11 protein-coding genes and 1 pseudogene are annotated in these 15,700 nt (G+C 66.7%); 2 read left to right on the plus strand and 10 right to left on the minus strand.

Annotated elements, in window-relative coordinates; genetic code table 11:
- The 6 genes from ON44_RS22645 to ftsY all read right to left on the minus strand — a co-directional run.
- The coding region (locus ON44_RS22645; RefSeq protein ID WP_040693369.1) for a signal recognition particle receptor subunit alpha at positions 1-271 on the minus strand (271 nt) is incomplete at its 3' end.
- A 93-nt stretch (positions 272-364) separates the two neighbouring features.
- On the minus strand, positions 365-679 hold the full coding sequence (locus ON44_RS22650) for a hypothetical protein (protein WP_040693373.1): 315 nt from the start codon (positions 677-679) through the stop codon (positions 365-367).
- A gap of 108 nt (positions 680-787) precedes the next feature.
- Entirely contained in the window at positions 788-3,256 is a 2,469-nt protein-coding gene (locus ON44_RS22655; RefSeq protein WP_040693375.1) for a [protein-PII] uridylyltransferase, read from the minus strand.
- A gap of 88 nt (positions 3,257-3,344) precedes the next feature.
- A complete protein-coding gene (locus tag ON44_RS22660) occupies positions 3,345-3,683 on the minus strand; it encodes a P-II family nitrogen regulator (protein ID WP_040693378.1) in 339 nt (112 codons plus the stop codon).
- A 4-nt stretch (positions 3,684-3,687) separates the two neighbouring features.
- Positions 3,688-5,067, minus strand: coding sequence for an ammonium transporter (locus tag ON44_RS22665; RefSeq protein ID WP_040693379.1), 1,380 nt, complete (start codon positions 5,065-5,067; stop codon positions 3,688-3,690).
- Between the two features lie 234 nt (positions 5,068-5,301).
- On the minus strand, positions 5,302-6,966 hold the full coding sequence (gene ftsY, locus ON44_RS22670; protein WP_040693390.1) for a signal recognition particle-docking protein FtsY: 1,665 nt from the start codon (positions 6,964-6,966) through the stop codon (positions 5,302-5,304).
- Between the two features lie 120 nt (positions 6,967-7,086).
- Here ftsY and ON44_RS22675 point away from each other — a divergent pair, with 120 nt between their 5' ends.
- Entirely contained in the window at positions 7,087-7,476 is a 390-nt protein-coding gene (locus ON44_RS22675; protein WP_019048221.1) for a DUF2237 family protein, read from the plus strand.
- A gap of 75 nt (positions 7,477-7,551) precedes the next feature.
- Here ON44_RS22675 and ON44_RS22680 read toward each other — a convergent pair whose 3' ends face one another.
- Positions 7,552-8,349, minus strand: coding sequence for a TetR/AcrR family transcriptional regulator (locus ON44_RS22680; RefSeq protein ID WP_051182343.1), 798 nt, complete (start codon positions 8,347-8,349; stop codon positions 7,552-7,554).
- 105 nt (positions 8,350-8,454) lie between these two features.
- Between ON44_RS22680 and ON44_RS22685 the strand changes: the two genes are divergently transcribed.
- Complete coding sequence (locus tag ON44_RS22685) at positions 8,455-9,372, plus strand: NmrA family NAD(P)-binding protein (protein WP_040693383.1); 918 nt, start codon at positions 8,455-8,457, stop codon at positions 9,370-9,372.
- 65 nt (positions 9,373-9,437) lie between these two features.
- Here the strand turns inward: ON44_RS22685 and ON44_RS22690 are convergent, their stop codons facing one another.
- The 3 genes and pseudogenes from ON44_RS22690 to ON44_RS22700 all read right to left on the minus strand — a co-directional run.
- The gene (locus tag ON44_RS22690; protein WP_040693385.1) at positions 9,438-9,887 is read right to left on the minus strand and encodes a tetratricopeptide repeat protein; all 450 of its coding nucleotides are present in this window, start codon (positions 9,885-9,887) and stop codon (positions 9,438-9,440) included.
- Positions 9,888-10,126: 239 nt separating this feature from the next.
- Positions 10,127-13,816, minus strand: a pseudogene (locus ON44_RS46990) (tetratricopeptide repeat protein); the annotation flags it as partial.
- Between the two features lie 93 nt (positions 13,817-13,909).
- Positions 13,910-15,700: AAA family ATPase (locus tag ON44_RS22700; RefSeq protein ID WP_040693388.1), on the minus strand; the 1,791-nt coding region annotated here is incomplete at its 5' end.

Here is a 15,700-nt window from a genome sequence, read left to right on the forward strand (position 1 = left end):
GGGTTTCGCCGCCGAGGATTCCGACGAGTTCCTCGTTGACGATCTTGACGACCTGCTGGGCCGGATTGAGAGCGGCGGAGACCTCCGCGCCCTTGGCCCGCTCCTTGATCTTCGCGATGAAACCGCGCACCACGGGCAACGCGACGTCGGCTTCGAGCAGGGCGAGGCGGATCTCACGACAGGTGGCGTCGATGTCGGCCGGTGACAGACGCCCCTTACCGCGAAGATCCTTGAGGGCACCGGTAAGCCGGTCGGACAGGGATTCGAACACCGATCGCGCTCCTGATCTCGTGGGACGTCACTTGGTATCCCAGGGTAATGGGACTGCCCACCTGTTCGCGCAAGCGGTGCTCGCTTCGTGGCGTTATTCCAACGCGCGGCGGCGCGGTTTTGCGGTTTTGCGGTAGTCGTGGTTCTCCAGAGCAACCATGAAAACCGCCTCCCGACCGGTGAGACCGAGCTCGAGGGCCAGGTCGTCGAGCATGGCCCAGTCCGCGCCTGTCGGCACATCGTGGGTGGCAACGGTGGTGGCAATCGTCATAGCGGTCACAGCCTGCTGACCGGACAGTGTCCGGCCGGGCAGCCAGGAGACCACCCACCGATCACCGCCGACGCAGCGCGCCATATGCGTGGTCTCGTCACTCGTCATCGTCGACGCCGAAACGACTTCAATTGCCACCGACCTGCTCCCCTCATGCTCGCGATAGCCAGACGCTCTGATAGTAGGGTGCGTCGAGCCCGCTGCATACGCTTTCAGCAAATCATGTGCAAATGTCAATCACCCCGGTCAGGGGGTCGAGCTCGTACCGGGTGGTCCGACTCCCTCCGGAGGCTTCGGAGCGGGCCGCGGGACCACGGCCAGAACTGCCTTCTCAACGGTTTCGCGACGCTCCGGAATGTCCACGCCGAGGTCGAGACTGAAGGCGTCGACGACCGCGGAACCCATGGTCACCACCTTCGCCCAGCGGACATCGGCACCGCATTCGGCAAACGCCGCAGCCAGACGGCTGAGCAGGCCGATCCGGTCCTCGGCACGCAATTCGAGGACCACCTGGCCCGGGGTCGAGGCCGCCGACCAGATCACCCGGGGCTGCGCCTGCGCGTACGGGCTCGGGCGAGTACCGGTGGCCTCGCGCTCCCGCTTCGCCAACAGCGCGGATAGATCCAGATCGCCCGCGGTCGCCCGGATCAGCTCCTGCCGCAGCAGTCCGCCGTCCGGCGGATCGCCGAACTTCGGGGAGACCACGAACGTATTGACGGCCGAGCTACCTTCGCTGCCGACGGTCGCCGAGAGCACCCGCAGCGAATGCAGGGCCAACACCCCGGCGGCATCCGAGAGCAGTCCCGGCGTATCCGGTGCGATCACGGTGACCGTGTAGGTGTACTTGCCCTCACCGGGCCGCAGATCGACGTGCACGCCACCCGCCGCGGCCTTGGCCAGCAGTTCCGGTGCGATCGGCTCCGGCTCCGGCAGCTGGTCCCCCGCCATGACCAGGCGGCAGCGCCGCACGAGTTCCCCGATCAGCGAGGCCTTCCAATCACCCCACACGCCGGGTCCGGTGGCCAGCGAATCGGCTTCGGCCAGGGTGTGCAGCAGTTCGAGCAATTGCACGTCGCCGCCGAGGGCATCGACGACGAATTGCACGGTGTCGGGATCGGCCAGATCGCGGCGAGTCGCGGTGTCGGGCAATAACAGATGGTGGCGCACGATTGCGCTGAGCGTCCGCACGTCCGATGGCCACAGGCCGAGACGGCGTCCGATATGGGTGGCCAGTTCGGCACCGACAACGCTGTGGTCACCGACGCGCCCCTTGCCGATATCGTGCAGCAGCGCACCGAGCATCAGCAGGTCGGGACGGGCGACGCGGGTGCTCAACGCGCTCGCGTAGGCAACCGTCTCCATCAGGTGCCGGTCCACGGTCCAGGTGTGCAGCGCATCGCGCGGCGGCAGGTCGCGCACCGCACCCCATTCGGGAAGGAGCCTGCCCCACAAGCCCGTTCGGTCCAGCGCCTCGACCGCATCGATGACACCGCGACCCGCGCCCAGGAGAATCAACAGGTCGTTGAGCGCATCCTTGGGCCAGGGTTCGCGCAGCTCCGGCGCATCCTCGGAGAGTCGATTGAGTGTGGTCGCGGACATCGGCAGCCCGGTCTGCGCCGATGCCGCCGCCACCCGCAGGATCAGTCCGGGATCGCGCTGCGGGCGCGCATCCCGTGCCAACACGACCTCCCCCGCGTGTTCGACCACGCCCTCATCGAGTGGGCGACGAACCGGCATGCGACGCAGTCGCGCGAGGCCACGGCGGGGCAGCGCATTGGCGGCGGTGCGCAGACCGACATCGACGGAGTAGCTCACCGTCCGCGCCGAATCGCTCAGCGTGCGAGCGAGATCGAAGCGGTCGCCGATGCGCAGGGCCGCCCCGATCTCGTCGGCATCCTGTGCGCGCAGTTGATCGCGCGCCCGGCCGGCCACCCGATGCAGCTCCGTGCGAACATCCAGCAAACGGCGACGCGCGTGCTTCACCCCGCCGCCAGGCACATCCGGCCCGAGACCCGGCATCGCATCCGTCAGTTGGGCGATGGCCAGCGCGTCGAGCAGTTGGATATCGCGCAGTCCGCCGCGCCCGTTCTTCAGATCGGGTTCGGCGCGATGGGCGATCGCGCCGCTGCGCTGCCACCGGGTTTCGGCCTGTTCGAGCAATTCGTCGAAGCGCGAACGGATTCCGGTCCGCCATTCCCGGCGCACCCCGCCGATCAGCAGATTGCTCAACTCGATATCGCCGACGACGTGCCTGGCCTCGAGCATGCCGAGGGCCGCGATGAGATCGTCGGAGGCCACGCGCAATGCCTGCGGCACGGTACGCACGCTGTGGTCGAGCTTGATATGCGCGTCCCACAGCGGATACCAGAGCTGATCGGCGACCTCGGCCACCCGCGCCGGATCGACGTCATCGTGCAGCAACACCAGATCCAGATCGGAATACGGCAGCATCTCCTTTCGCCCGAGTCCGCCGACGGCGACCACAGCGAGACCGCTGTCGCGGCCGATGCCGAGTTCGGTGCCCTTGGTGGTCAGCCACAGGTCGAACAGGTCGACCAGCGCCGAACGCAGGGATTCCGCGTCCAGCCGCGGATTACGGGGCAGTCCGCCCTCGAGCAATTGATTGCGTGCCCGGACCAGGTCGGTCGCGCCATTGGAGACGTTCGTGCCGACATTCTCGGTTACCTGTCTGCCGTCTTGCTCGTGACTACCCACAAACCACCGTCCATCCAAATGCGTACGGCCCCGCCCCGACCGGGCTATCCGGTGGGAGCGGGGCCGTCGCTCGATTTCGATTTTCCGTTTACAGAGCGTCGGTACCGCGTTCGCCCGTCCGCACTCGGATAATCGCCTCAACCGGGGTCACCCAGACCTTGCCGTCACCGATCTTGCCGGTGCGGGAGGCCTCGACGATCACCTCGACAACCCTGTCCACCGAGGCATCGTCCACGACCACCTCGACCCGAACCTTCGGCACGAAATCCACGGAGTACTCCGCGCCGCGGTAGACCTCGGTGTGGCCCTTCTGGCGGCCGTAGCCCTGTACCTCGCTGACGGTCATGCCCAACACACCCGCCTGCTCCAGCCCGGACTTGACGTCCTCCAGAGTGAACGGTTTGACGATTGCGGTGATCAGTTTCATGTCGTCATGCCTCCTTGACGGCGGTACGTGCCGTGCCACCCACAGCAGCGAAATCGTATGCCGTTTCAGCGTGCTCGGATTCGTCCATGCCCACCGACTCGGCTTCCTCGCTGGCGCGCAGCCCAATGGTGAACTTCACGATATAGGCAATGATCAACGTCGCGATGAAGGAGAACGCAAGTACCGCACCGGCACCGACGGCCTGACGCCACAGCTGATCGAAACCGCCGCCGTAGAACAGGCCGGTCTTGGCCGCACCCGCCTCCGGCGCGGCGACCAGGCCGACCATCAGAGTGCCGATGATGCCGCCGACGAGGTGCACGCCGACCACATCGAGCGAGTCGTCGAAGCCGAACTTGAACTTCAGGCCGACCGCCAGCGCACAGATCGCACCGGCGACGAAGCCGATCGCCAGCGCGCCGACCACGTTGACCGAGGAACAGGACGGCGTGATCGCGACCAGACCGGCCACCACACCCGAGGCCGCACCCAGCGAGGTGGGCTTGCCGTCGCGGAACTTCTCCACCAGCAGCCAGGCCAGCATCGCCGCGCAGGTCGCGAGGGTGGTGGTGATGAAGGTCGAACCGGCCAGACCACCCGAGGTGACCGCCGAACCGGCGTTGAATCCGAACCAGCCGAACCACAGCAGACCGGCGCCGAGCATGACGAACGGCAGGTTGTGCGGACGGAACGGGGTGGTCGGCCAGCCCTTGCGCTTGCCGAGCACGAGCACGAGCGCCAAGCCCGCCGCACCGGCATTGATATGGACCGCGGTACCACCGGCGAAGTCGACTGCGAGCAGTTTGTTCGCGATCCAGCCGCCTTCGTGCACGACATTGCCGTCGGCATCCTTGACGTCGAAGTCGAAGACCCAGTGCGCGACCGGGAAATAGACGACCGTCGCCCAGATACCGGCGAACAGCAGCCAGGAGCCGAACTTCAGGCGGTCGGCGACCGCACCCGAGATGAGGGCAACCGTGATGATCGCGAACATCAACTGGAACGCGACGAATACGGTCGCCGGGATGGTGCCCGCGAGCGGAATGTTCACGGCCTCCGTGGTGACGGTGCCCGCGGCGTCCTTGACCTCGGCAACCGAATTGCCGCCGATCAGACCCTTGAGGCCGAAGAACTGCGCCGGATCGCCGATCACGCCGAACTTGTTGTCACCGAACGCGGCCGAGTATCCGTATAGCGACCACAGCACGCCGACCAGACCCATGGCACTGATGCTCATCATGATCATGTTGAGCACGTTCTTGGAGCGGACCATGCCGCCATAGAAAAACGCCAGGCCGGGCGTCATCAACAACACGAGCGCTGAACTGGCCAGCATCCAGGCGGTGTCACCGGTGTCCGGTGCACCGGTAAGGGGAAAAGCCACCTTAATGTCCTCCTCATCTCGGGCCCTGCCGACTCCGGCAATTGGACCTGCACAGAAGGGTCCTCATTCGGTGTTTCATCCGTGATGATGTCGTGTTTCGCCTAAGTGAACGCCTGGGGCAGTTGTGTTGCTACCACGTTTCCTGGCGTACACAGACGTTTCATCGCGAGTGTGCGATGCGTGTCGGAGCAAACCGACAGCTGTTTCCGAGGAGAAGGATCAGTGGCCGCGGAACTAGCCGAGCAACGCGTCCACGAAGGCGCCGGGCTCGAAGGGAGCCAGGTCGTCGGCGCCCTCGCCGAGGCCGACCAGTTTCACCGGAACGCCGAGTTCGTGCTGCACCTGGAAGACGATGCCGCCCTTGGCCGTTCCGTCCAGTTTGGTGAGCACGACGCCGGTGATATCGACCACATCCGCGAAGACGCGCGCCTGCATGAGGCCGTTCTGTCCGACGGTGGCGTCCAGGACCAGCAGGACCTCGTCGACCGCTGCCTTCTTCTCCACGACGCGCTTGACCTTGCCGAGCTCGTCCATCAGACCGGTCTTGGTGTGCAGTCGGCCCGCGGTATCGATCATGACGACATCGACGCCGCCCTCGATGCCCGCGCTGACCGCGTCGAAGGCGACAGCCGCGGGATCCGCGCCCTCCTTGCCTCGGACGGTATCGGCACCGACCCGCTCACCCCAGGTCTGCAGCTGATCGGCGGCGGCGGCGCGGAAGGTGTCTGCGGCGCCGAGCAGGACCCGGCGGCCGTCGGCGACCAGTACGCGGGCAAGTTTGCCGGTCGTGGTGGTCTTTCCGGTGCCGTTGACGCCGACGACCAGCAGGATCGACGGGTGATCGTCGTGCGGGAGCGCGCGCACCGAGCGGTCGAGTTCGGGACGTAGCGCCTCGACCAGTACCTCGCGCAGCACGGCGCGAGCCTGTTCGGTATTGCGGACACTGCGCGCGGCCATCTCCTCGCGCAGGCGATCCACCACCGCGGCGGTGCTCGCGGTGCCGAGATCGGCCAGGACCAGGGTGTCCTCGACCTCTTCCCAGGAATCGTCGTCGAGATCGCCGCCGCCGAGCAGGCCGAGCAGGCTCTTGCCGACAGCGTTCTGTGAGCGGGACAGGCGCCCGCGCAAGCGGACCAGGCGACCGGCGGTCGGCTCGATTTCCTCGAGGGCGGGGGTGGTGGCCGCGTCGGCGGCGGTGGGTTCGGGCGCGGTTTCTACGGCGTTCTTGTCCGGCGTCGGCGCTGGTGCCTCGGCTGCCGGCGGGGTGGTGCTCGTGGGCGGGGCTGGTTTGGTGCCCGTCGGTGCGGTGGGGTCCGTCGGCGCGGCGGTGCCGGTGGGTGCGGCGAGGTCCGTCGGTGCGGCGGTTCCGGGGTCCGCAGCGGTAGTGGGGTCCGCAGGTGCGGTCGTGTCCGCGGGCGCGATGGTATCGGCGCTGGTGGGCGGGGCGGTTCCGGGTTCGGTGGTTACCCTCTCCGATTCGACCGCAGTATCCGAATCGACCGTGGCCGTGGCGGATTCGGCCGTGGTGCCGGCGCCATCGGTTTCGACCGGTGCGGACTCCGCGGTTTCGACATCACCCTCGGGGAGCGGCACATTGGTAATGCCGCGCTTGGGCGCGTCACGCGGAATCGCCGCGTCGTCGCCGACATGGGGTTGTCCCTCGGTATCGGTTCGCTCGATCGGAGCAGGCTCCGGGCGTGTCGCGGTCGCCGTGCCGCCCTGGCTGAAGTTGAAGCCACCGGAGGCCGCGTATCCGCCGGACCGATCGGTCAGTTCTTTCTCGGCGGCAGGTGGCGTCAGTGTGACGCGACGGCGCTTGTACAGGACGAATCCGGCGACAAACGCCACCACCAGCAGGGCGGCGACAGCGGCAATCAGGATCCAGGCTTCGGAGCTCACGCCGACCATCCTTGCAGAACCAGGTCCTCCGCCTTACCACAGCGTCCTGGACCCGACACACAACCCCCGAGATTTCTTGTCCTGCGGAACTTCTCGCGACGGGACAATAGTATCGGCGACGTGACCGATCGAAACGTGCTTGGGGGGCCGCTGGAAGAGTGCGGCACCGATCCTCTCACCGGCTTCTACCGGGACGGCTGCTGCAGTACCGGGCCGGAGGATCTGGGCAGCCATACTGTGTGCACCGTCGTCACGGCTGAATTTCTCGAACACCAGGCGTCCATCGGCAACGATCTGAGTACGCCGCGCCCGGAGAACAACTTCCCGGGCCTGCAGCCGGGAGACCGGTGGTGTGTGGTGGCCGTGCGCTGGTTGCACGCTCACGAGGACGGTGTCGCCGCGCCCGTGGTGCTGGCGGCCACCCATGAAAACGCCCTGGAAGTGATCTCCATGGACATCTTGCGCAAATACGCCGTCGACGTGCCGGACGACGTGAGCGACCTGCTCTAGCTCCCCCGCCCCTTTGCCGACCGTCGATGCCCAGGGCAGACGGTCGCCGGGCGGAACCCGAACATTCTGTCGTGATTATCGCGGCGCGGCCGCCTCGGCCCGCGCCGCGCGGATGGTTCGTTGGCGGTGTGCCTTCTGACGGCAGGCCGCCGAGCAGTATCGGGCCGGGCGACCGGTGCCGGTGGGGTGGATCTCGGTGCCGCAGATCGGACAGGTTTCGTTACGAGAGCCAGTTTCGTTACTGGATTTGGACTCAGCATCGGGTTTCGTTACGGCGCGAATTCCGGGATTCGCACGCATGGCGTCGAGCATGATCGCGACCGCCCGAATCAGCGGACCACCGGGGCGCTGACGTCGTTGAACCGCGACACATCCGGTGAAAATGTCCAGCACATCGGCGATTTCGAGATCAGAGCGGACCGTGCCTTGGCGCTGCGCCGCCGTCAACAGCGCGCCGAGCGAGTGATGAAAGCGGTCGCCCGCGCCGCGTAGCAGTGCCTTCGGCCAGCCGTCATCGGACTGGACGACATCGCACAGCGCCTGGCTGCCCGGAGCCGACAAGACCACCTCGCTGCAGACCGCGAAGAACGCGCCGCCCGGATCCGGCGCGTCGAGATATTCGGTGGCCAGTGTCGCGAGCCGGTCGACGCGCTGCTGCATAACCGCTTCCAGCAGATCGGTTTTCGTGGGGAAATGCCGATAGACAGTGCCCGCGCCCACCCCGGCCCTGCGGGCGACCTCGGCCAGTGAGACCGAGGTGCCGTGTTCAGCGAAGGCGCGTTGCGCGGCCGCCAGCACCAGCGCGCGATTGCGGCGGGCATCGGCCCGCGCGGCGACCACGGACGGTGCCGGAGTGGACAGCGAAGCAGACATTTCGTTACGGCCTTCCGTTCTTGGACCTGGCCAAGCGGGTGATTGCACCCATATCGTCCGAATACGGGTTATCCGACCCGATTGTATCGAGCAGAGAAGGCGAGCATGTCCCTTCAGCAGAACCCCATCCTGGTCACCGGCGCGACCGGCAAGCAGGGCGGCGCGACCGCGCGCCGACTGCTGGCCGACGGTATCGCGGTGCGTGCGCTGGTCCGCGATCCGCAGGCGCCCGCGGCCCGCGCATTGGCCGACGCCGGTGCGGAATTGGCAACCGGTGACTTCGACACTCCCGCAACGCTGGACGCCGCCGTCGCCGGAGCGCGTGGCGTATTCCTCGTGCCCCCAGCCGCTTTCGGACCGAACGGTTGGCAGGCCGACTTGGAGGCCACCCGCGGCATCGCGACGATCGACGCGGCCAAGCACGCGGGGGTCGAACAGATCGTCTTCACCGGTGTTGCTTCGATGACCGATAACGCAGCCTGGGGCCAGGCCGGAAAGAGCAGCATCGAGGAGGCCGCCGCGGCCAGCGGTCTGCGCTACACCCTGTTGCGTCCGGTGCGCTTCATGGAGAATTACGTCCTGCGTGGCAGTCCGGTGGACGGCATCATCGACGGCGTGCACAAGCATCTGTTCCCGGCGGACCAGCCGCTGCAGATGATCGCGATCGATGATATCGCCGCCTTCGCCGCACTGGCCTTCGCCGACCCGGATAGCTTCCACGGCCGAACCCTCGAATTGGCCGGTGACGCAATAACTCCTGTCGCGGCCCTGGCGGCGATCACCCGGGCCACCGGATATCCGGTGCGCTACCACGAGCTCACCGAGGCCGAAGCGGATGGCATCGGCGAACAGATCGGCAACACCTGGCGGCTGCTGCGCGAGTCCGCGGGGTGGCACGCCGATATTCCCGCACTCCGGGAAATCTATCCCGCCCTCAGCACCCTCGAATCCTGGCTCAGCGCAACCGGTGCCGCCATGATCAAGTCCCAGCAGGAAAGCGACCGGCTCGCACCCTCGCACTGACCGAAGTCGTCGGGATCCGCACTCGGCGCGTACGAGAAGTGCGGATCCCGAGGAGACGGCGAGGGTTAGGACCGGGATTTTCCATTGGGGCAGGCGGCGCGGGTACGACGAGTGTTGGGGTGATCGGGACCCAGAACACGAAGCTGGTCCGCCAAGAGTTCTAGGTATTCGGTTGCGGCGGTATCGGTATCGCCCGCGGAATCGCGGGCGTGCGCCAGGTGGAAGCGGGTGCTGAGCGTGCGCGGATGGGACCGGCCGAATATTCGATATTCGTCGGTGAGCAATTGCTCGAAATCGCGCACGGCGGATTGTGGATCGCCGGATTCACAACGCCAGCGGGCCAATTCGTTGCGGTTCAGCAGCGTATCCGGATGATCGTCGCCGAGCACTCGGACGCGATCGGCGAGCAGCAGCTCGAGTCGCTCGACCGCGATGGCCGGGTCACCTTGCGCACCAAGCCAACACGCCAGGTCGTGGCGGGTGCGGAAGGTGTTGGGGTGTTCCGGGCCGTGCACCCGGATGCGATTTACGAGTACATACTCGAATTCGGGCAGGGCCGTTGCGATATCGCCGCTCTCGGCCCGATAATGCGCGAGATTCGCACGGGTGCGCAGGGTATCGGGGTGATCCGGTCCGAGTACGCGCTCCCGGTCGACGAGCAGATGCTCGAATTCGATGACCGCCGCGGCCGGATCACCGCTTCACCGCGCCAATAGGCAAGATTGTGCAGGGTCGTCAGCGTGTCATGGTGATCGGCACCGAGGATGCGCCGCCGGTCGTCCAGCAGTTCCGCGTATTCGGCTATGGCGGTGGCATATTGGCCCGCCTCACCGCGCCACTTCGCCAGATTGTGTCGGGTGCGCAACGTATCGGGATGGTCGGGACCGAGGATGCGCAGCCGCACCGGTAGCAGCTCCTCGAGATCGGCGAGCGCTACGGCGGTATTTCCGCTCTCACCGCGCCAGAGCGCCAGGCGGTGCCAGGTGTGCAGGGTTTCCGGATGCAGGGGTCCGAGTACCTTGCGTTCATCGGCGAGCAGTTGTTCGTATTCGGTGACGGCCGCGCCGATCTGGCCGCTCTGGCCGAGGAAGAATGCGAGACAGTGCCGGGTACTGAGGGTTTCGGGGTGCTCCGGGCCGAGGATGGCCAGTTGATCGCGCAGCAGCAGCCGGTACTCGGCGACGGCCGCTGCCGGGTCGCCGCTCTCCCCGCGCCAGTAGGCGACCGCGTGGCGGGTGCGCAAGGTGTCGGGATGATCGATCGGCAATACCCGCTGCCGGTCGGCCAGCAGCTGCTGGTACTCCAGCACCGCGGTGGCCGGATTACCGCTCTCCCCGCGCCAGAAGGCGAGTTCGTGACGTGTGCGCAGGGTATGCGGGTTATCGCTCCCGAGGACACGGATCCTGGCCGGCAGCACCTGCTCGAATTCAGCGACGGCGGTGAGGTAGTGACCGATTTCGCCATACAGGTGGGCGAGGTTGTGGCGTGACTTCAGGGTGAGCGGATGATCCAGGCCGAGGATGCGGCGCTCGTCCTCGATCAGTTTCCGGAATTCGCCGATGGCCCTGCGGTGTTCGCCGCTTTCACCGCGCCAGTAGGCAATGCTGTTGCGAGTGCGCAGCGTATGCGGATGATCCGGACCGAGAATGCGGGTCCGATCGGTCAGCAGATTCTCGAATTCGGCGCTGGCGCTGGCGTGGTCGCCGCTCACGCCGCGCCAGCGCGCAATATCGTTGCGAGTGATCAGGGTATGCGGATGATCGGGTCCGAGCACCCGTTCCTGTTCGGCGAGCAGCTGCTGGAATTCGGCGATGGCGCGCACGTGATCGCCGCTCTCGGCGTGCAATTGGGTCAGGTGGTGGCGGGTCTTGAAGAATGCCGGATCGGCCGTGCCGGAGATGCGTTGCTGATCGACGAGTAGTTGGTGCAGCTCGATGATGGCGGCATCCAGGTCGCCGCTCTCACCGCGCCAGTACGCGAGTTCGTAACGGGCGGTGAGGGTGTCGGGATGATCCGCTCCGAGAACATGCAGCCGATCGGTGAGCAGCTGCTGGAAATCCGTGATGGCCTGGGCGGTTTCGCCCTGTTCGCCACGAAAATGCGCGAGGTCACCCCGGGTGCGCAACGTAGCCGGGTCGTCGACGCCCAGCAGACGGGTCCGGTCGGCGACCAACTGCGCGAATTCGGCTACGGCGGTGGGGAAATCACCGCTCTCGCCATGCCAGCGGGCGAGATTGGTTCGAATGGTGAGGGTGCCGGGATCGTCCGCACCGAGCACGCGTATCCGTTCGGCGAGGAGCTCCTGGTGTTCGGTGATAGCAGTCGCCAGATCGCCGCTTTCCCCGCGCCAGAAGGCGAGATTATTGCGGGCGGTGAGAGTGTCGGAGTGATCGCGGCCGACCGCGGATTCGAACGACGGTATCCAGGCGGCCCACAGATCGCGATTATCCGCTGCTCTCGGGGTGATCAACCGTTCCAGGAAAGCCATCGCGGCAGCCGAATCGCCATAGCCGAGATAGTGGCGCACCGCCGATCGCCGTGCGTAATCGGTGATCTGCGGTGCGGGTGTCGACGAGCCCGCATCCAACTCGATCGCATCGGCCAGCGCCCGGTGCGCATCGCGCCACCACTGCGGCCGCCCAGCGACCATCAGGGAGCGCCGAAAGGCGTTGTGCGCCAAGCCAAGCGTCTCTCCTTCGGTGCCCGGTCGGCCGCGGCTGACCAACACCCCCAAGCGGACAACCAGATCGCGAACCCGGTTGGTGCTCAACTCGATACCGAGGAATTCCAGACCGCGTTCCAGCAGCTCCAGCGGCAGCACCGGCCCGGCACCGGCGGCAACCAGAATGCCGAGCAATGCGTATACAGCTGCGCCCGTGGCGGAATCCGCGTTGTCGACGACGTCGCGGACCCGTCGCGACACGAGTGTATCGATGCCGATTCCCCGCTCCAGATCGGAAGAGGTTATATCGGAACGGATTTCCATCAGCAGGCGCGCCAGCAGCCAACCGCCCGTCGGCGTCTGCTGCAGCAGACCATCGATCCATTCGCGCCAATTCGTATGCGCGGTATGGCCGCGTGCCGCCGCGACGGTATTGGCGATATCCGGAGTCGTCGGCGCGGGCAGTTCGATGCGACGCATATGGGCGAGTCGCGGCGAATTCTCGATGCCGGTGCCCTCACGGATCCCGACGATCAGATGGACGTGCGCGAGCTGCGGGCGATGGGTCAGCTCGGCGACCGCATACGACAGCAGCGCACGGCTGCCGCGCTTGGGCTGATCGAGTCCGTCGACCAGAATCTGCACCGGCTTCGAGCTGCGCAGCCTCGCCAGCGGCTGCAGAATCCTGATCTCGAACAGATCGAGCCCACGACTGTCCTGCTCGGCCAGATCGAATTCGACCATGCGTGTCGCGGCCTTGAAACCGTCGAGCCTGCTGCCCAACTGCTGTGCCAGTTCGGCGGTGAACGATTCCATGGAGCTGGTGACGTCGAGAAATATCGCGGCCGTGACGTATTCGGCCTTGATCGGCAGTGTATCCACCCAGCCCGGGCGGATCAGCGTGGCGAGCAGGGTCGATTTACCACAGCCCGCCGGACCGAGCACACCGCGCAGCCGTTCCTCGCCCGCGTCGACCACCTGGGTCAGCCGCTCCCGCAACGGCTCCGAGATGACCAGACCGTTGATCAACTGGTCGATGAAACCGGCCGCGGCGGTGCCGCTGACCGCGTCCTCACGGCGGGCGGCATTGGGCACCAGCCAGAGCCCGGGATCGCTACTGGCTGTGCGGATTCCGGAGGTGTAGGAGAACGACTGCGGCTCCAGCGCGGGACAGTGGCGCAGCGGCTGCACCAGATCCGAGGGCAGCAGACTTTCGCCGCCGTGCGGTACCCCTTTGCCGAAGGTGGTGATGATCGTCCTGGTGAAACAGCCGAAGTAGGCGGGTCCATTTCCGGTGGCGACCAGCAGTTCGACGCGTCCGTTCGGGCCGGAGGCCTCCGGCCAGCGCCGGGCGGCACCGCGCACACCCTCCCCCGTCTCGCAGGCGTCGATCAATACGATCAATCCGTCCAGCGTCGCGGCACTGTTCAGCCGCTCCTGGATTTCCTGCGTCAGGTGAAAAGCGTTGCGCAGCTTGGGCAGCTGCGGTGAGTCGTGGGCGAGCAGGTAGAAGTTCTCCGCGGCGGTGGTCATGCCGTGGCCGACGAAGCTGATCAGCAGTGTCGCTTGCCGATTCGACGCGGTGTCGAAGGCTTCGTCTACGGCGCAGACCAATTCGTCGATCGTCGGATCGAGCAGCGGGCCATCGATGCCGGTGGCCGGTTGCCAGCCACCGAGTCCGCGCAGTTCGGTGTAGAGGCCGGTGGCGAGGTCGTCGGTGAAACCCAACCTGGGCAGCGCTGTGCACTCCGAGCCGACTACCAGCGCCACCCTCCCGCCCATATTTCGCAACGTACTCGGCGGGCGTCGGCGTCGGGCAACAACGCGGAATCGAAAAGGCCACGATCACAAAGGGATCGTGAAGGGGCCTTACATTCAGCTGGCCGCGCCGACCGGAGTCAGGGTCTCTCCGCGCAGCCGCTGACTGATCACCTGGGTGATGCCGTCGCCGCGCATGCTGACGCCGTAGAGGGCGTCGGCGATCTCCATGGTCGGCTTCTGGTGGGTGATGACGATCAGCTGACTCTTCTCGCGCAGCTGCTCGAACAGGCCGATGAGGCGGCGCAGGTTGGTGTCGTCCAGCGCGGCCTCGACCTCGTCCATCACATAGAACGGCGAGGGGCGGGCGCGGAAGATGGCCACCAACAAGGCAACCGCGGTCAGCGATTTCTCGCCACCGGACAGCAGTGACAGTCGCTTGACCTTCTTGCCGGGCGGGCGGGCCTCCACCTCGATACCGGTGGTCAGCATGTCCGACGGATCGGTGAGCACCAGCCTGCCCTCGCCGCCCGGAAACAGTTTCGCGAAGACGCCGACGAATTCGCGCTCGACGTCCTCGTAGGCTTCGGTGAAGACCTGCAGGATGCGCGAGTCCACCTCAGCGACCACTTCCAGCAGATCCTTGCGGGCGCTCTTGACGTCCTCGAGCTGAGTGGCGAGGAAGTTGTAGCGCTCCTCGAGCGCCGCGAACTCTTCCAGCGCAAGGGGATTCACCTTGCCGAGGGTGGCGAGGTCCTTCTCGGCGCGCTTGGCGCGGCGCTCCTGGGACTTGCGGTCGAACGGCATCGGCGCGGGCGCGGTGACCTGCTCGCCGCGCTCCTTGGCCTGTTCGTACTCCTGCCACTCCAGATCCGATGGTGGCATCGGCACATCCGGACCGTATTCGGCGATCAGATCGGCCAGTGCGATGCCGAACTGTTCGGCGATGGTCGCCTCGATCTGCTCGATGCGCAGTGCCGCTTGGGCTTTGGCGACCTCGTCGCGGTGCACGGCGTCGGTGAGTTGGGCCAGCTGGGTGGTAAGCGCGCGGACCCGCTCCTTGATCTGCTCGACCTGGGTGGCGCATTCGGTGCGGCGGCGCACGAGTTCGTCACGGCGCGCACCCGCTTGCCCCACAACGGATTCCAGTTCGGCGGCGACCTTGGCACCGGATTCGGCAACGGCGGCAGCGACTTCGGCGGCCTGCCTTCGCGCGGCCTGTGCGCGTTCGGCGCGGGCCCTGGTCTCCCGTTCGGCGCGCGCGGCCCGACGCAGCGAATCCGCTTTGCCGCGAACCGATTCCGCGCGTTCCTCAGAGGTGCGCACAGCCAGGCGGGCCTCGACTTCCATGGAGCGCGCCTCGGCCAGTGCGGCGGCGGCTTCCTCGCGGTCGCGGCCGGCGGATTCGGTGCCCGCCGCGCCCATGCCGTCGTCGTCGACCTCGGATTCGAGCTCGGTGCGGCGCAGCCGCGCTTCGAGATCGGCCAGCGCCGCCAGCGCCTCTTCCCGGCCCGACTCGGTTTCCGCGCGCTGGCCGGTGAGCCGGTCGATATCGGATTGGGCGGTGCGCGCCACCTCGCCGAGCCTGCCGAGGCGGTCGTAGATCACGACCAGGGCCTGATCGGATTCGTGCAGTGCGAGCAGTGCCTGGTCGACGGCATCCTTGCGGTCGGCTTGTTCGGCAAGTGCACCGGACAGAGCCGCCTCCAGTTCTTCGGCGCGGCGTTGCGCGGCGACCAGATCGGCCTTGGCGGTATCGATATCGGCCTGGATCTCCAGCTGACTCGGTGCACGATCGGATCCGCCCAGCACCCAACCGGTTCCGGTGAGATCGCCGTCGCGGGTGACCACGCGCAGTTCCGGCCGGGCACGGACCAGCTCGGTGGCGGCGGCGAGATCGTCGACCAC

The sequence above is a fragment of the Nocardia vinacea NBRC 16497 genome, assembly GCF_000308835.1.
GTDB classification, from domain to species: domain Bacteria; phylum Actinomycetota; class Actinomycetes; order Mycobacteriales; family Mycobacteriaceae; genus Nocardia; species Nocardia vinacea.